This window comes from Duganella sp. GW821-FHT01E12 (assembly GCF_059422325.1).
In genome coordinates this window covers 180,093-197,082 of the sequence record NZ_JBWKWR010000007.1, presented here as the reverse complement: position 1 = coordinate 197,082, position 16,990 = coordinate 180,093, and the positions used below count along the sequence as shown (strand labels likewise).

16 protein-coding genes are annotated in these 16,990 nt (G+C 64.9%); 6 read left to right on the top strand and 10 right to left on the bottom strand.

The features are described from left to right. Window positions 1-19 precede the first annotated feature (19 nt). Together rnhA and AC07WS_RS20285 are read right to left on the bottom strand one after the other, a co-directional pair. Window positions 20-460, bottom strand: a complete 441-nt coding sequence (gene rnhA / locus AC07WS_RS20290; RefSeq protein ID WP_494730828.1) for a ribonuclease HI — start codon at window positions 458-460, stop codon at window positions 20-22. Continuing rightward, window positions 453-1,232 (bottom strand): class I SAM-dependent methyltransferase, encoded by a 780-nt coding sequence (locus AC07WS_RS20285; RefSeq protein WP_494730827.1) that lies wholly within the window; start codon window positions 1,230-1,232, stop codon window positions 453-455. The genes rnhA and AC07WS_RS20285 overlap by 8 nt, the downstream gene beginning before the upstream one ends. Window positions 1,233-1,253: 21 nt before the next feature. Here AC07WS_RS20285 and gloB point away from each other — a divergent pair, with 21 nt between their 5' ends. Continuing rightward, window positions 1,254-2,060: a hydroxyacylglutathione hydrolase gene (gene gloB, locus AC07WS_RS20280; protein ID WP_494730826.1), complete on the top strand. Its 807-nt coding sequence runs from the start codon at window positions 1,254-1,256 to the stop codon at window positions 2,058-2,060. 33 nt (window positions 2,061-2,093) lie between these two features. Here gloB and aceB read toward each other — a convergent pair whose 3' ends face one another. Beyond that, window positions 2,094-3,692: a malate synthase A gene (gene aceB, locus AC07WS_RS20275; RefSeq protein WP_494730825.1), complete on the bottom strand. Its 1,599-nt coding sequence runs from the start codon at window positions 3,690-3,692 to the stop codon at window positions 2,094-2,096. A gap of 201 nt (window positions 3,693-3,893) precedes the next feature. On the opposite strand from aceB, the gene AC07WS_RS20270 reads away from it, so the two are divergent. Further along, entirely contained in the window at window positions 3,894-4,805 is a 912-nt protein-coding gene (locus tag AC07WS_RS20270; protein WP_494730824.1) for a LysR family transcriptional regulator, read from the top strand. Window positions 4,806-4,890: 85 nt separating this feature from the next. Here AC07WS_RS20270 and AC07WS_RS20265 read toward each other — a convergent pair whose 3' ends face one another. The 6 genes from AC07WS_RS20265 to AC07WS_RS20240 all read right to left on the bottom strand — a co-directional run bounded on the left by AC07WS_RS20265 (window position 4,891) and on the right by AC07WS_RS20240 (window position 9,862). Further along, complete coding sequence (locus AC07WS_RS20265) at window positions 4,891-5,094, bottom strand: cold-shock protein (RefSeq protein ID WP_008448165.1); 204 nt, start codon at window positions 5,092-5,094, stop codon at window positions 4,891-4,893. A gap of 285 nt (window positions 5,095-5,379) precedes the next feature. Continuing rightward, window positions 5,380-5,736, bottom strand: coding sequence for an Hpt domain-containing protein (locus tag AC07WS_RS20260; RefSeq protein WP_494730823.1), 357 nt, complete (start codon window positions 5,734-5,736; stop codon window positions 5,380-5,382). 5 nt (window positions 5,737-5,741) lie between these two features. Then, window positions 5,742-6,392: a uracil phosphoribosyltransferase gene (upp, locus tag AC07WS_RS20255; protein ID WP_494730822.1), complete on the bottom strand. Its 651-nt coding sequence runs from the start codon at window positions 6,390-6,392 to the stop codon at window positions 5,742-5,744. Between the two features lie 39 nt (window positions 6,393-6,431). Beyond that, a complete protein-coding gene (locus AC07WS_RS20250) occupies window positions 6,432-7,013 on the bottom strand; it encodes a TetR/AcrR family transcriptional regulator (RefSeq protein ID WP_494730821.1) in 582 nt (193 codons plus the stop codon). A 15-nt stretch (window positions 7,014-7,028) separates the two neighbouring features. Then, window positions 7,029-8,705 (bottom strand): isovaleryl-CoA dehydrogenase, encoded by a 1,677-nt coding sequence (locus tag AC07WS_RS20245; protein ID WP_494730820.1) that lies wholly within the window; start codon window positions 8,703-8,705, stop codon window positions 7,029-7,031. Further along, complete coding sequence (locus tag AC07WS_RS20240; protein WP_494730819.1) at window positions 8,702-9,862, bottom strand: acyl-CoA dehydrogenase family protein; 1,161 nt, start codon at window positions 9,860-9,862, stop codon at window positions 8,702-8,704. The genes AC07WS_RS20245 and AC07WS_RS20240 overlap by 4 nt, the downstream gene beginning before the upstream one ends. Before the next feature lie 111 nt (window positions 9,863-9,973). Between AC07WS_RS20240 and AC07WS_RS20235 the strand changes: the two genes are divergently transcribed. From AC07WS_RS20235 to AC07WS_RS20220, 4 genes are all read left to right on the top strand, one after another. After that, window positions 9,974-11,176 (top strand): acetyl-CoA C-acetyltransferase, encoded by a 1,203-nt coding sequence (locus tag AC07WS_RS20235; RefSeq protein WP_494730818.1) that lies wholly within the window; start codon window positions 9,974-9,976, stop codon window positions 11,174-11,176. 11 nt (window positions 11,177-11,187) lie between these two features. Continuing rightward, window positions 11,188-12,417, top strand: coding sequence for an enoyl-CoA hydratase-related protein (locus AC07WS_RS20230; protein ID WP_494730817.1), 1,230 nt, complete (start codon window positions 11,188-11,190; stop codon window positions 12,415-12,417). Window positions 12,418-12,675: 258 nt separating this feature from the next. Next, window positions 12,676-14,349, top strand: coding sequence for a putative bifunctional diguanylate cyclase/phosphodiesterase (locus tag AC07WS_RS20225; RefSeq protein ID WP_494730816.1), 1,674 nt, complete (start codon window positions 12,676-12,678; stop codon window positions 14,347-14,349). Beyond that, a complete protein-coding gene (locus AC07WS_RS20220) occupies window positions 14,346-15,842 on the top strand; it encodes an HDOD domain-containing protein (protein WP_494730815.1) in 1,497 nt (498 codons plus the stop codon). The genes AC07WS_RS20225 and AC07WS_RS20220 overlap by 4 nt, the downstream gene beginning before the upstream one ends. Here AC07WS_RS20220 and AC07WS_RS20215 read toward each other — a convergent pair. Further along, complete coding sequence (locus tag AC07WS_RS20215; RefSeq protein WP_494730814.1) at window positions 15,839-16,990, bottom strand: MFS transporter; 1,152 nt, start codon at window positions 16,988-16,990, stop codon at window positions 15,839-15,841. The genes AC07WS_RS20220 and AC07WS_RS20215 overlap by 4 nt on opposite strands.

The window sequence follows — 16,990 nt, the reverse complement described above, 5'->3', positions numbered from 1 at the left end:
CAGGAGTATAACAGGCCGCTCATCGGCCGCGTGCCAGTTCCACGCCGCGGTTGGCCAGCAGGTCGGCCCGCTCGTTGCCCGGATGGCCGTTGTGGCCGCGCACCCAGCGCCATTCGACGGTGTGCATGGCCTGGGCGGCGTCGAGCGCGCGCCACAGATCCTCGTTCTTGACCGGCTCCCTGGCGGCGGTCTTCCAGCCGCGCGCCTTCCAGCCGTGTATCCATTCGCTGATGCCTTTTTGTACATACTGGCTGTCGGTGTGCAGCGTGACCATGCACGGCCGCTTGAGCGCGTTGAGCGCCTCGATCACCGCCTGCAGTTCCATGCGGTTGTTGGTGGTGTCGCGGGCGCCGCCGCAAATTTCCTTTTCGGCGCCTTCGGCCACCAGGAACGCGCCCCAGCCGCCGAGGCCTGGGTTACCCTTGCATGCGCCGTCCGTAAAAATCTCTACCTTATCCATCCTGCTGTTCCCGCCTTTTATTTGTTGCCGGGACGACCGCGGGGGCCGACGCCGTTTTTTTGGTCCAAGCTGGACCGATCAAATGCATGCCTTTCACGCGCTTGATCGCCTGCACGATGTAGACGCCGCCAAAATACGGCCACCAGCGCGGCCCGGCATTATCCATGAATGCGTAGCGATGCAGCCACTTTTCTGTGCGGCAGGCCGGCGCGTAGCAGCCGAAGTGGCTCTGGCTGGAGCCCATATTCAATAATTTTAACCAGTCTTTCATGCGCGGCATAGAGATCAGCTCCTCCGTGCGCGGCAGGAAGGAGGTGCCGCCCACGCGCCGCAGCACATGGCGCGCGCCCCACAGGCTGGCCGGGTTGAAGCCGCAGATGATGACCTGCCCTTCCGGTATCAGCACCCGCTCGACCTCGCGCAGCACCTGGTGCGGATCGGTGGAGAACTCCAGCACGTGCGGCAGCACCACCAGGTCGATCGACTGCGAAGCGAACGGTAGCTCGGTGTAGTCCAGCGTCAGCGACACCGGGCGCTGCGACGGCGCGGCCACGGCGCGCACCTTGCGGTCGGCCAGCAGCTTGTACGGCATGCGGTTGGCGGCCAGTGCATCGATTTGCGGCATGCCTATCTGCACGGCGTTGAATCCAAAGATATCAGCTGTTAAATTATCGAGACAGGTTTGTTCCCACTCACGCAAGTACACACCGGCGGGCGTTTGCAGCCAGCCTTCCAGCGCTATAATGGATTTCTCAGATCCTGCCTTGTCCATGCCTAGCCTTTTTGCGATCCAATGACCAATTCATCTATTCAAGCACTCAGTGTTCTGACGGTTCCTGCGTTCCACGACAACTATCTGTGGCTGATCCATGACGGCATCCACGCTGTCGCAGTCGACCCCGGCGACGCCAAGCCGATACTGGCGGCCCTCCATGCAAACGGACTCAAGCTCACCGCCATTCTACTCACCCATCACCACGCTGACCATATTGGGGGCGTTCCTGAATTATTACAGCATTATCAGGTTCCCGTTTTTGGTCCGCGCAACGAGAGCATCGCCGCGATCACTTTGCCGGTCGGCGAAGGCAAGGTGATCGACGTGCCCGGCCTGGCGCTGCGGCTGTCGGTGCTGGACGTGCCCGGCCACACCATGGGCCACATCGCCTATGTGCGCGAGCCCGCCGACGGCGAGCCGACCTGGCTGTTCTGCGGCGACACGCTGTTTGCCGGCGGCTGCGGGCGCCTGTTCGAAGGCACGCCCGCGCAGATGATCAGCTCTCTCGGCAAACTGGCGGCGCTCCCGGATGATACCAAGGTCTACTGCGCCCACGAATATACGCTATCGAACCTGCGCTTCGCGCGCGTGGTGGAGCCGGACAACCTGGCCCTGCAGGAACGGGTGAAGGTGGAGACCGACAAGCGCGAGCACAACATGCCGACGGTGCCGAGCACGATAGGCGCGGAAAAGGCAACCAATCCCTTCCTGCGCTACCGCGAGCCGGCCATCGCCGAACAACTGGTGCGCGCCGGACGGCTGGACCGCATCGATACGCCGCTGGCCACCTTCACCGCGCTGCGCTTGTGGAAAAATGACTTCTAATGAAAAACGGCCCTTGCGGGCCGTTGTTTTTTCTTAGATCTCTTCGTACAGCGGCAGCGTCAGGAACTCCGCGAATTCGGTCGAGGTCGACATCTCCTCGAATATCTGGCCGGCGCGCACATAGGTCGGGCCGTCGCCGCCCGGCGCATCGCGCTGCACTTTGACCAATTCTTCCTTGATCATCGCGCGCACCATGTCGGCGGTGACCTTGCGGCCATCTTCCAGCACGCCCTTGTCCGAACGGATCCACTGCCACACTTGCGAACGGCTGATCTCCGCCGTGGCCGCGTCTTCCATCAGGTTGTGGATAGGCACGCAGCCGTTGCCGGCCAGCCAGCTGCCCAGGTAGTGGATGCCGACGTTGATGTTGTAGCGCAGGCCGGCCTCGGTGATCGGCGCTTCCGGCTTGAAGTCCAGCAGCTGCGCGGCGGTCACGCCGATGTCGGGACGCTGCTTGTCGATCTGGTTGGGCTTGTCGCCCAGGACCTTGGTGAACTCGGTCATCGCCAGTTCCACCAGGCCCGGGTGAGCGACCCAGCCGCCGTCGTAGCCGTCGGTGGCGTCGCGCGCCTTGTCGTTGCGCACGCCTCCCATGGCCACTTCGTTCTTCTCCGGATCGTTCTTGATCGGAATCAGCGCGGCCATGCCGCCGATCGCCGGCGCGTTGCGCTTGTGGCAGGTCTTCAACAGCAGCAAGGCGTAGGCGCGCATGAACGGCGCGGTCATGGTCACCTTGGCGCGGTCGGCCAGGCAGAAATCCTTGTCCAGCTTGAACTTCTTAATGCACGAGAAGATGTAGTCCCAACGGCCGGCGTTCAGGCCCGAGCTGTGTTCGCGCAGTTCGTACAGGATCTCGTCCATCTCGAAGGCGGCCAGGATGGTCTCGATCAGCACGGTGGCCTTGATCGTTCCTTGTGGCAGGCCCAGTTCGTTTTGCGTCATCACGAAGATGTCGTTCCACAGGCGCGCTTCCAGGTGCGATTCCATCTTCGGCAGGTAGAAGTACGGGCCGGCGCCGCGCGCCAGCTGCTCCTTGGCGTTGTGGAACATGAACAGCGCGAAGTCGAAGATGCCGCCGGAGATGCGCTTGCCGTCGACCAGCACGTGCTTCTCGTCCAGGTGCCAGCCGCGCGGACGCACCACCAGCGTGGCGATCTTGTCGTTGAGCTTGTAGGACTTGCCGTTCTGCTCCAGCGAGATGGTGCGGCGCACGGCGTCGAACATATTGATCTGGCCGGTGATCTGGTTGTCCCAGTTCGGCGTGTTCGAATCTTCGAAGTCGGTCATGTAGCTGTCGGCGCCCGAGTTGAAGGCGTTGATGACCATCTTGCGCTCGACCGGGCCGGTGATTTCAACGCGGCGGCATTCCAGCGCCTTCGGAATCGGCGCGATCTTCCAGTCGCCGGCGCGGATGTGCGCGGTCTCGGGCAGGAAGTCGGGACGCTCGCCGGCGTCCAGGCGCTTGGCGCGCTCGACGCGCACGGCCAGCAATTGTTGACGGCGCGCTTCGAACTCGCGGGTCAGCTTCACCACCAGCGACAGTGCCTCGGTGGTCAGGATGTTTTCGTAGCCAGGCTTGATCTCGCCCGTGATTTCCATGCCTGCCGGCAGATTGATGGTGGACTGCGTCATGAGGTCTCTCCGATAGAAAAAATATAAGCAACCAAACTAATTATAAGCACTGGCCTACTTGTTGCACGCCCAAAGTTTTAGTGTGCGGACTCAGTTACGCCTTGATATGTTTTACAGTATATTCACTAATAAGTTATGCAAACGAGACTAAAAATCACATCATCTATGCGTTTTTATCACAAGTGACGGGATAGCCGATACATGGGTCAATTCAGACAGATCTCCACCTTCGTCGAGGTGGTTTCCAAGGGCAGCCTGTCGGCCGCCGCGCGCGCCGAGGGCATCGCGCCGGCCATGATAGGCCGCCGCCTGGACGCGCTGGAGAGCCGCCTGGGTGTCAAACTTTTGCAACGCACCACGCGCAAACTGGCGCTGACCAACGAGGGCGCGGCCTTCCTGGAGGATTGCCAGCGCATCCTGGCCGAGCTGGAGGAAGCCGAAACCGCCGTGGCCGAACGCAGCGCGCACGCCACGGGCCACCTGATGATCTCGGCCCCGGCCGGCTTCGGACGCCAGCACGTGGCGCCGCTGATCCCGTCCTTCCTGGCCGAGCACCGCGACGTCAGCGTCACGCTGAACATGAGCGACCGCGTGGTCGACATCGTCGGCGAGGGTATCGACGTGGCGATCCGCATCGCCAGCCTGTCCGATTCCAGCCTGGTCAGCGTCAAGCTGGCCGACAACGAGCGCGTGGTGGTGGCCGCGCCCTCCTACCTCAAGCGCCATGGCGAGCCGAAGACGCTGGCCGACCTGGCCAAGCACAACTGCCTGGCGATCAGCAGCGAAGGCAGCCAGCGCGGCTGGACCTTCCGCGACAACGGCAAGAACGTGGTGGTCAAAGTGAGCGGCAACATGGGCAGCAACGACGGCCAGGTGCTGCACGACTGGGCGCTGGCCGGCAAAGGCCTGGCCTGGCGGTCGATGTGGGAAGTGGGGAATGAAATCGAAGCGGGCAAGCTGCAGACGGTGCTTAACGAACACGCCGCGCCGGGCAACGATATCTACGCGGTGTTCGCGCAGCGCCGCCACCTGCCGCTGCGGATACGCGCCTTCGTGGACTTCCTGCGGCACACGTACGCGCAGCCGGACTACTGGCGCAAATCCTGGAAATGATGCCGATTTAACAGCCCGCATGAAAACGCGGGCGAAAAAAAATCCTCGGATACCGAGGATTTCTTATTTCGTTTGATTCAGCGTATTACAGTGGCTGAATGTTCGAAGCTTGCTTGCCCTTAGGACCAGCGGTCACTTCAAAAGAAACGCGTTGGTTCTCTTGCAGCGACTTGAAGCCTGCGGACTGAATCGCCGAGAAGTGAGCGAACAGATCTTCGCCGCCTTCGTCCGGGGTGATAAAGCCGAAGCCCTTCGAATCATTGAACCATTTTACGATACCAGTTGCCATTACAATTCCTATTTCAGTTAAGTTGGGCTTGCGCCCGTGATATCGTTTGAGGCAAGAAAGAAATGACAGACAAACTGCACTACTCTTGAATCTAAACGATCCCGCATTATACCCATTTACGAGAGAAAAGCACGTTTTCGCGAAAATAAATGCAAAGCCACTTTTTTTTGGTAGAAACCCAGCAAAAAGGCCATCTTTCCATCGCTCAACTACCCGTCCCTCAGGGTGTATTTGTCACTATAGACAACTTAATCCTACGTCATTTGATATGGATCAAGCGCACGCTTACTCGTATGTTGCTGATTGCGCATCCCGCGCTGCCCATTTCAGCAACTGTTCGACTTCCGGGATGACGGCAAGCCAGCCGGTGTGCTCGGTCATGACACCGCGCACCATGTGCTCGATGCGCCGCGCCTGCTGCCCCAGCATGCCGTAGCCGAAGGTGCCGGCCGACCCGGCCACGCCATGCAGCAGTTCGTGCAGCCGCCGCAGCTCGGCTTCCGGCGGCGGGTCGCCCCCGGCAGCACGGCAAGCGTCCAACGCCTCGGTGATCTGCGCCATCGTCACCGGCACGGTGACGGCAAACCGCTCGCTCAACGCCGCCAGACGGGCGCGGAATTCGTGATCGGCAGGCGTCGCCATGATGATTACTTGGTGCCGAAGATGCGGTCGCCGGCATCGCCCAGGCCGGGCACGATGTAGGCGTGGTCGTTCAGGTGCGAATCGAGCGACGCGCAGTAGATCTTCACGCCCGGATGCGATTTCTGGAACACTTCGATGCCTTCCGGCGCGGCCACCAGGGCCAGGAAGATGATCTGGTCGTCGGTCACGCCGCGCTTTTTCAGCACATCGACCGCGTGCACGGCCGAATTGCCGGTCGCCACCATCGGGTCGCACAGGATGAAGGTGCGTTCGACGGTGTCCGGCAGGCGCACCAGGTATTCCACCGGCTGGTGGGTTTCCGGATCGCGGAACACGCCGATGTGGCCGACGCGGGCCGACGGCACCAGGTCCAGCAGGCCGTCGCTCATGCCGATGCCGGCGCGCAGGATGGGGACGATGGCCAGCTTGCGGCCGGCGATGACCGGCGCCTCGATGGTCATCAGCGGGGTTTCGACGGTGCGGGTGGTCAGCGGCAGGTCGCGCGTGATCTCATAGCCCATCAGCAGCGTGATTTCCTTGAGCAGGTCGCGGAAGGTACGGGTCGACGTATCCTTGGCGCGCATGTGGCTCAGCTTGTGTTGTATCAGCGGGTGGTCGGTGATGAACAGGTTGGGAAAGCGCGGATCTTGTTTCATTGTTTTGCTCTTTTTAGTCGGTGTGTGCTTTTTATTATACTAGCCCTCCGTGCCCAGAAACATGGCAACCGCCTCCGCCGCGATCTGGTCCAGGTCCGATCCCTGGCCCGGTTTGTACCACAGCACACTGTAATTGATCGCGCCCATCAGCAGCAGGCGGGCCACCGCGCTGTCACTGCGCAGCAGGCCGGCGGCCGACAGTTCATTCACCACGTCCTGCCACAATTGATCGTAGCGGTCGCGCAGCACCTGCACGCGCTCGCGCAGTTCCGGCGTCAGACGGCGCCAGTCGTACAGCAGCACCGGGATGAAGTCGTGGCCTTCGCCCAGCACGATTTCCAGGTGCGCGCGCACCAGCGCCTGGAACTTGGCGCGCGGCGGCAGATCGCCCGCCGCGATGGCCTCGGCGGCCGGCAGCCCCGCCACCAGGCCCTCCTCCATCACCGCAGCGAGGATCTCCTGCTTGCTCTTGAAGTGATAGAAGGGACTGCCGGAGCGCATGCCGACGGCGTCGGCGATGTCGCGCGTGGTGGTGCCGTCGAAGCCCCGCTCGCGGAACAGGCGGGCGGCCACGCGCACCAGATCGGCGCGGCGGTTGTCGACAGGGGCGGTATTCGTCATAACTATTTATCCAGTTTATTCAATTAACGCGCGCGCCAGGATCGCCGTGCAATCGACGCCCGCAGGCAGGCGTCCGAACGCGCCACCGGGTTCGCGCGCCAGCCGTGACGCGACGAACGCCGACGACACGTAAGCCGGCGCATGCCGCAACAGCAGGCCGGCCTGCACCGCCAGCACCACCCGCTCGGCCAGCACGCGGGCGCCGAACTCGTCGGACTGCGGCTGGCTCAGGTCAGCCAGCAGCGCCTGCGTGTAGCGGACATAATCGGCATCGGACTCGCCGGCCAGGGCCAGCTCGGACGCCAGCGCCTCGCGCGCGGCTGGAGTTTTGCCGAAGGCGCGCAACAAGTCAAGGCACATCACGTTGCCGGAGCCTTCCCATATCGAGTTGACGGGCAGTTCGCGGTACAGCCGCGCCAGCGGGCCGTCCTCCACGTAGCCGCTGCCGCCGATCACTTCCATCGCCTCCGCGCCGAAGGCCGGGCCGCGCTTGCAGATCCAGTACTTGCCGGCCGGCGTCAGGATGCGCGCCAGCAGCGCCTGCGCCGGATCATCGCCCTGGTCGAAGCAGCGCGCCAGCCGCATGCCGAAGGCCGTAGCCGCTTCCGATTCCAGCGCCAGGTCGGCCAGCACGTTCTGCATCAGCGGCTGTTCGGACAGCGGTCGGCCGAACGCCGTGCGCCTGCGCGCGTGGTGCAGCGCATGCGTGAGCGCGGCGCGCATGGTGCCGGCGCTACCCAACACGCAATCGAGGCGGGTGTGGCTGCCCATCTCCAAAATGGTCGGGATGCCGCGCCCCGGCTTGCCGATCAACCAGCCATAGGCGCCGGTGAATTCAACCTCCGACGAAGCATTCGAGCGGTTGCCCAATTTGTCCTTGAGGCGCTGCACGCGGATCTGGTTGCGGGCACCGTCCGGCAGATAGCGCGGCAGGAAGAAGCACGACAGCCCGGCGCTGCCCGCATCGTCGGTCTGCGCCAGGATCAGGTGCGCATCGCTTTGCGGCGCCGAGAAGAACCATTTGTGGCCGACGATGCGATAGACATCCTCGCCCTCCTCGCCGAACATCGCGCGCGCTTCGGCCGGCGGCACCGGTTCGGCGCGGGTGGTATTGGAGCGCACGTCGGAGCCGCCCTGCTTCTCCGTCATGCCCATGCCGATGATGGCGCCGCGCTTCTGCTCCACCGGCAGCGAGCGTGGATCGTATTCGGTCGACAGGATCTTCGGCAGCCACTTGGCGGCGAGCTTCGGCGCCTGCTTCAGCGCTGGCACGGACGCATACGTCATCGTCACCGGACACTGCGAGCCGTTCTCCACCTGGCCGAACAGCATGTAGCGCGCAGCCCGCGCGACCTGCGCGCCGGGGCCGCCCAGCCAGGGCGTCGCGTGCGCGCCGTTCCCGATCAGCAGCGCCATCAGGCCATGCCAGGCGGGATGGAACTCCACCTCGTCCACGCGCTTGCCGGCGCGGTCGAAGTTGTGCAGCTTGGGCGTGTGCTGGTTGGCCAGCCGCGCCAGATCGAGCACCTCGGCCCGGCCCAGCTGCGCGCCAAGCGCGTGCAGCGATTCCGCCGCCGCCGCGCCGCCTTCGCGCAGCAGCGCCTCCTGCAAGGCCGGATCGGCCGCGTACAGATTGATGTTCTCAAACGGCGCAACCGTGTTGCGCACTTCATGCGTATCGAATGGATTCATTGCTTCTCCTTTTTCGGCAGGATGCCCATTTGCTTGGCGATGATGCCCAACATGACTTCGTCGGCGCCGCCGGCGATGGAGGTCAGGCGCCCGTCGCGGAACATGCGCGCCACGCGGTTCTCCCAGCTGTAGCCCATGCCGCCCCAGAACTGCATGCAGGCGTCAGGCACCAGCCGCAGCAGGCGTCCCGCCTTGAGCTTGCACATCGACGCCAGCTCGGTCACATCCTGGCCGCCGACATACAGCTGGCCGGCGCGATAGGTCAGCGCGCGCAGGCTCTCCACTTCCGTCTTCAACTCCGCCAGCTTGAAGTGGACGTGCTGATTATCCAGCAGCCGGCCGCCGAACATCGCCCGCTCACGCGCCCAGTCCACCGTCAAGTCTATACAATTGGCCAGGGTTTGCACCGCGTTTGCCGCAGCCCACAAGCGTTCCTCCTGAAACTGCAGCATCTGGTACACGAAGCCCTGCCCCTCCTCGCCGATGGCGTGGCGCTGCGGCACGCGCACCTCGTCGAAGTAAATCAGGCCGGTGTCGGAGGCGTTCATGCCGATCTTGCGGATCTTCCTGCCGACCGAGACGCCCGGCGTATCCATCGGCACCATCACCAGCGTCTTGTTCTTGTGGGCCGGGCCGTCCGATGTGTTGACCAGCACGCACATCCAGTCAGCCTGCAGGCTGTTGGTGATCCACATCTTGCTGCCGTTGATGACGTAATCGCCGCCGTCCTTGCGCGCGCTGGTGCGGATGGCCGCCACGTCCGAGCCGGCGTGCGCCTCCGAGACGCCGACGCAGCCCACCATCTCGCCGCTGATGGCCGGCGCCAGGAACTCGCGGCGCAGGGCGTCCGAGCCGAAACGCGCCAGGGCCGGCGTGCACATGTCGGTCTGCACGCCGATCGCCATCGGAATCGCGCCGCAGTCGACGTGGCCCAGCGTCTCGGCCATCGCCATCGAATACGAATAGTCGAGGCCCAGGCCGCCGTATTCCACCGGCTTGGTCAGCCCCAGCAAACCGAGCTCACCCATTTTCCGGAACAGGGCGTGCGCGGGAAATATGCCGGCCTCCTCCCACTCATCGACATGCGGATTGATTTCGCTCTCGATGAAGCGCCTCAGTGTGCGCTGTAATTCCTGATGTTCGTGGCTGTCAAACATGGCCTGTCCCCTGTTGTTGTCCGGCCAGACTAGCGCAAATACCTTCACGAAGCAAGCAGTTGCTTTGTTGTCGTTTGCGCTCTATGATGGCCGTTCAGACAAGGAGATTCCATGACCGAAGCCTATGTGTACGAGGCCATCCGCACCCCGCGCGGCAAAGGCAAGAAGGACGGCAGTTTGCACACCGTCAAACCAATCTCGCTGCTGTCCGGGCTGATGCGCGAACTGCAGACGCGCCACAAGCTCGACACCGCGCTGATCGACGATGTCGTGCTCGGCTGCGTCACGCCGGTCGGCGACCAGGGCGCGGACATCGCCAAGATCGCCGCGCTGGCCGCCGGCTGGGACTGGAAAGTGGCCGGCGTCCAGCTGAACCGCTTCTGCGCCTCGGGGCTGGAGGCCGTCAACCTGGCGGCGCAAAAAGTGCGCTCCGGCTGGGAAGACCTGGTGGTGGCCGGTGGCGTCGAGTCGATGTCGCGCGTGCCTATGGGCTCGGACGGCGGCGCCTGGGCGCTGGACCCGGAGACCAGCCTGCACACCGACTTCCTGCCGCAAGGCATAGGCGCCGACCTGATCGCCATGCTGGACGGCTACACCCGCGAACAGGTCGACGCCTACGCCATGCGCTCGCAGCAAAAGGCCGCCGCCGCGCGCGCCGCCGGCCGTTTCCGCTCGGTGGTGCCGGTGCTCGACCAGAACGGCGTGCTGATCCTGGCCGAGGACGAATTCATCAAGCCCAACACCACGATCGAAACCCTGGGCGGCCTGAAGCCCTCGTTCGAGGCGGCCGGCCGGATGGGCTTCGACAGCGTGGCCCTGCGCAAATATCCGCAGCTGGACCGGGTCGAGCACATCCACACGGCCGGCAACTCCTCCGGCATCGTCGACGGCGCCGCGCTCGCGCTGATCGGCAGCAAGGCCGCCGGCAACCGGCTGGGCCTGAAGCCGCGCGCCCGCGTGCTGGCCACCGCCGTCACCGGCACCGATCCGACCATCATGCTGACCGGCCCGGCGCCCGCCGCCCGCAAGGCGCTGATGAAGGCCGGCCTGGACATCGCCGACATCGACCTGTTCGAAGTGAACGAAGCCTTCGCCTCCGTGGTGATGCGCTTCATGACCGAGATGGGCGTGCCGGAAGAAAAGGTCAACGTCAACGGCGGCGCCATCGCGCTCGGCCACCCGCTGGGCGCGACCGGCTGCATGCTGCTCGGCACCCTGCTGGACGAACTGGAAGCCCGCGACCTCAAGCGCGGCCTGATAACCCTGTGCGTGGGCGGCGGCATGGGCATCGCCACCATCATCGAACGCGTGTGAACGGAATGAGCATGATCACTACCCATCAAACCGGCGGCGCCGTCACCGTCATGGTGGCCGCGCGCGCCATCAACCCGCTGAGCCGGCTGTTCCAGCGCGAGCTGGGCGCCCTGCTCGACAAGCTGGAAACGGGGCGCGCCGGCCTGCACGGCGTCATCATCGGCTTCGACGCCGAGGCCGCCGACTCGGACCACGAACTGGAGCACCTGATGGCGCTGACAACGGCCCAGGCCGGCGACTGCATGCACATGCTGGCCGCCTACAACCGCCTGCTGCGCCGCCTGGAATGCCTGGGCATTCCGGTCATCGCCACCTTGGCCGGCGCGGTCGGCGGCCACGCGCTGGGCCTGGCGCTGGCCTGCCACCGGCGCGTCAGCCTGGACGACGCGACCTTCAGCCTGCCGCAGGTGCAGCTGGGCGTGGCGCCGGCCGGCGGCGAGATCGTCCGCACCGTGCGCCTGGCAGGCCTGCAGGGCGCCATGCCGCTGCTGCTGGACGGCGCGACGCTGACGGCCGACCAGGCCCTGCACGCCGGCCTGCTGCACGCCGTGGCCTACAGCGAAGAACAAATGGCAGAACTGGTGCGCACCACCATGGCCGCCGACGCGCCGGCCGTGCAGCCGTGGGACGTCAAGGGCTATCGCCTGCCGGGCGGCGCGCTCACCTCCGCGCCCGTGCAGACGCTGCTGCAGGTGACGCCGGCCATCCTGCGCGAACGCACCGGCGGCCACCTGCCGGCGCCGGAGGCCATCCTGTGCGCCATGGTCGAGGGCCTGCAAGTCGATTTCGACAGCGCGCTGCTGATCGAAAGCCGCTATTTCTGCCAGACGGCGATCAGTTCCGTGGCCCACAACTTAATGCACTTAAATCAAATTCGCGCCGACCTGGGGTCGCTGGCGGCGCTGGAACTGGCTGCCGCACTGCGTCTATGCTACGCCGGAGAAATCCGCGCCCTGCGCGCCGGCTCCGTGCCGGAAGCGCTGCTGCGCAACGCCGCGCGCGCGGCCGGCCTGCCGCCGCTGCCCGACACCGCCGCCAGTCAGGCCGCCAGCGACAGCGAAGCGCCGGCGCTCCAGCTGGCCGACATCCGCGACCGCCTGCTGCACGCGCTGTCGGCCGCCGCGCGCCGGCACGTGGAAAGCGGCGCTGTCGGCAGCGCCGAAGCCGATCTGATTTCCGTGCAGCTGTTCGGTTTTCCCGCCCACACCGGCGGCGCCATGTATTTTGCCCAACACGCCTGAACCCGCCGGCACGGCTGTCCAAAACAGCCGTGCTTTCCCTATGTAAACTTCAATTTATTGGTCCAACTCAAGAGAAAACTGTAAAAGTCGCTTCGATGTTGTCATTTTTCATGTAAATCCACTCTCATCAGTGATACATTGCGTTCTGGTTTTGCAAGTTTCGCGCAGCCACGTTACATGCATAAAATGAAAGATTAGATCCTCGCGATGTTTTCCAGTATCCCAGCCCCATCCCCGCGTCATGAATTGGATAACCTCATGGAAGAGGCGGGCGATGTTGTTTTCCGCCTCAATCAGCTGGGGCAGATACTGTTTGCCAGCAAGCGCGCGGTAGCCCTGATCTCCAGCCACGCGCCGCTGGCCGGCGACACGCTGCCCAGGCTGGTGTCGCTGGACGACCAGGCGCCGCTGACCGCCGTGCTGGCCGAAGTGGGCGGCAGCAACGTGTCGCGCCAGCTGGAAGTGCGCATCAAGACGCCGGACGCCGAGATCTGGCACGAACTGAGGATTTCCTGCTACGCCAACCAGCACGGCCTGAACGAAATGCTGGTGGTCGGCCGCGACATGACGGTGCAGCGCGCTACCGAAGAGCGCCTGCGCCACATGGCCACCCACGACGCCCTGACCGAACTGCCGAACCGCCTGCTGCTGTCCGATCGCATGCGCATGGTGATCGCCAACGCGCGCCGCTCCGGCCAGGGCTTCTCGGTCGCCACCATCGGCCTGGATGGATTCAAGAAAGTCAACGACGGCCTCGGCCATCCGATCGGCGACGCCGTGCTGCGCACCGCCGCCGCCCGCCTGCGCAAGACGCTGCGCGACAGCGACACCCTGGCCCGCGTCGGCGGCGACGAGTTTGTCGCCGTGCTGCCCGGCACCGCCACCGAGGCCCAGATCAAGCTGGTCACCGGCCGCCTGATCGCCACCCTGCAGTCGCCGTTTGAAATCGACAACCACACGATCTACGTCGGCGCCTCGGTCGGCGTGGCGGTCTATCCGCAGCACGCCGAGGACGAGGTGCGGCTGGTCGCGCTGGCCGACGCCGCCATGTCGCGCGCCAAGGAGACCGGCAAGGCCCGCTGCGTGGTCTACAGCCAGTCCCAGTCCGGCCCGCCGGAGCACGACATCTCGCTGGAAGCGGCGATGTTCCAGGCGGTGCGCGAGGGCGAGTTCCTGCTCTACTACCAGCCCATCGTCGACGCCCGCACGCGCGAGATCCAGGGCTTCGAGACACTGATGCGCTGGAAGCATCCGACCCTGGGCATGGTGCCGCCGGCCCGCTTCATCCCGATCGCCGAGACCAACGGACTGATCAACTTGCTGGGCGCCTGGGCCCTGAAGGCGGCCTGCGTGCAGCTGAAACAGTTCGAGGAAGTGGCAAAGCGCAGCCTGTACATCTCTGTTAATATCAGCCCGCGGCAATTCCGCAATGATAAATTTCTGGACGTGCTGGACGATGCGATCGCCTTCTCCGGCCTACTTGGTGAGCAATTGGTTTTAGAAATCACAGAAGGCACATTGATGATAGACCCGGTGCATGCCGAGTCCATCCTGTCCAAAATGGCGGAGCGCAAGGCCCGCATCGCCATCGACGATTTCGGCACGGGGTATTCCTCGCTGGCCTACCTGAAGCGCTTCCCCATCTCCGTGCTGAAGATCGACCGCACCTTCATCCGCGACCTGCCCGGTTCGCAGAAGGACGGCGCCATCTGCAACGCCGTGCTCGACCTGGCCAAGCACCTGGACCTGTCCGTGGTGGCCGAGGGCGTCGAGACCGAAGGCCAGATGGAATACCTGGAACAGCGCGGCTGCCAGTACATCCAGGGCTACCTGACCGGCAAGCCGATGGCGGCCAACGTGGCGCTGGCCGCGCTCAAGGAAAGCATCCACGTCAAGGTGGTGCCGCCCGAACTGCGCCAGGTGGCGCAATGACGGCGCGCTTCACCGCCAGCACCCCGCTGGGCGACGCCACGCTGGCCGCACTGTGGGACTGCACGCGCCGGCGCGGCGACATGCCGGGCTTCGCCAAGGCCATCACCGCCATCCTGGGCGCGATGCGCGGCGAGGACGAGCAGGAATTCAATATGACCCGCACCGTGCTGTCCGATCCGGTGCTCACGCAAAAAGTGCTGCGGCTGGCCAACAGCGGCATGTACTCGGCCTTCGGCCAGCATGTGAACACAGTGTCGAAGGCGGTGCTGGTGCTGGGCACGGAGGCCATCGGCCACCTGGCGCTGGGCCTGAAGCTGATCGAGGAACTGGCGGCCGGCTCGCCCGACGCCACCGTCGCCCACATCGAAATGGAAAAAGCCGTGCTGGCCGGAATCGTGGCGCAGCAGATCGCCTACACGGCCGAAAGCCGCCACGGCGAGGAGGCCGTGGTGTGCTCGATGCTGCACACGCTGGGCCGCATGATGATGACCTTCTACATGCCGGAGCGCTGGCACGAGCTGCAGCTCGCCGCCGACCACGCCGGCCGCGGCATCGATGATATGGCGCCCGAGATGCTGGGGCTGACGATGGAGGAAATCGGCCATGCCGCCGCCCTGCACTGGGGCCTGCCGGGCACGCTGGTCAACGGCATGCGCAAGGTGGAACCGCCGGCGCCGGGCGCCGAAGTGAGCTCCTCGGACTGGATCGCCGGCCTGTCGACGATGTCGGCGCTGTGCGCGGAATCGCTGTGGCATGACGACGCGGCCGGCGCCGTCGTGGTCAAGGAATTGACGCAGGCGTATTCCGCCATGCTGGGGGTGGAGCCGGACAACCTGATGCACGCCATCGAGCAGGCCAAGGTGGTGGCGGCCAACGACCTGACCATCGCGCCGCTGTCGCGCCCCGCCGAGCGCCGCGCCAAGGCGCTGGCCAAGACGCGCCAGCGCGCCGCCGGCAACAAGATCCTGCTCAGCGGCCTGGCCGACATGCGCGACATGCTGGAGACGGCCAACCCCGGCCAGATGGTGCAGATCGCGCTGGAAACGGTGTACAAGGGACTGGACTTCTCGCGCGCGGTGGCCTTTGTGCGCAACCGCAAGGAAAACCACTACGCGGCCAAGATCAGCTTTGGCGAAGGCACCAAGGAACTGCTGCCGGCGCTGACCTTCGACGACGCCTACGAGCCCAATGTGTTCCACGCCGCGCTCAACAGCGACCGCGTGATCTTCATCGAGAACGCCCGCGACGCCAAGTTCGCCGCCAAGCTGCCGCTGTGGTGGAAGAGTTCCCTGCCGGAGGCGCGCAGCTTCGTGATCCTGCCGCTGTCGGCCAACGGCCAGCCGGCCGGCTTCCTGTACGGCGACTGGGACGATTCCTTCCCGCCCATCCAGCTGAGCCAGACCGAGTTCGGCCTGCTCAACGACATGCGGGCGCTGGTGGTGCGGGCGGTCGAACGCCGCCACAAGCTGGAAGCGGTCGGCTCCCGCAGCTAATAGGTGTCGCGCTGCTGCCAGCGGTAGGACAGCACTGCCGCCAGCATCGAGCACGACACCAGCGCCGCCGCCACGTAGTACACCGACTGCGGCCCCGCCCTCTCCCACCACTGCGCCAGGAACAACCCGCCCAGCGAGCCGCCGATGCCGTACGAGATGCTCATGTACAGCGCCTGCCCGCGCGCCTGCAGCGGCCCGGAGAACCAGCGCTGCAAGGTCATCACGGACGACGAATGATGCAGCGCGAAGGTGGCCGCGTGCATCACCTGCGCCACGATCAGCAGCCACAGCACGTGCGGGCCGAAGCCTATCATCAGGAAGCGCACCAGCGCCACAGCCAGCGTCACCAGCATCATGTTGCGCGCGCCCCAGCGCTGGAACAGCGGCGCCTGGAAGTAGAACAGCAGCACCTCGGCCGTCACGCCCAGCGACCACATGGCGCCGATCACGGTCTTGCTGTAGCCGTTGCGCTCCAGGTAAAGCGAATAAAAGGTGTACAGCGAGGTGTGGGCCGCCACCATCAGCGCGGTCGAGGCGAAGAAGGCGATCACCTCGCGCCGGCGCAGCAGCGACAGCAACGGCGGCGGCGCCACCTTGTGCACGCGGCGCGGCACGTCCTGCAGGCGGAAGGCGGCGGCTATGGTCAGCACCAGCAGCACCGCGGCCACCCACGGCAGCGCGGCGATGCCGTAGTGCTCCAGCGCGTACGCGGCCAGCGTGACCGAGGCGATGAAGCCGATCGAACCCCACATGCGGATGCGGCCGTAGTAGGTCAGGTCGCCGCGCATCTCGGACAGCATCAGCGCCTCGCAGATCGGCGCCTGGCCGCTGGTGAACAGGTTCAGCACGATCATCGCCAGCATGAAGTGGACGAAGGTGCTGCCGAAGAAGAAGCCGCTGAAGCCCGCCAGCGCGGCGAAGCCGGCCATGCGCAGCACGAACACGCGGCGGTCGTAGTGGTCGGCCACGTAGCCCCAGACGTTGGGGCCGACGATGCGCAGCACTTGGATCATCGACATCAGCACGCCGATCTGCGCCACCGTCATGCCCTTGTCGGCGAAGAACAGCGTGGCGTAGGTGGACCAGGTTCCCGCGTGCGCGTAGTAGCAGAACAGGAATAAGGCGAAGCTGAAGGCTTGTACCGGCAC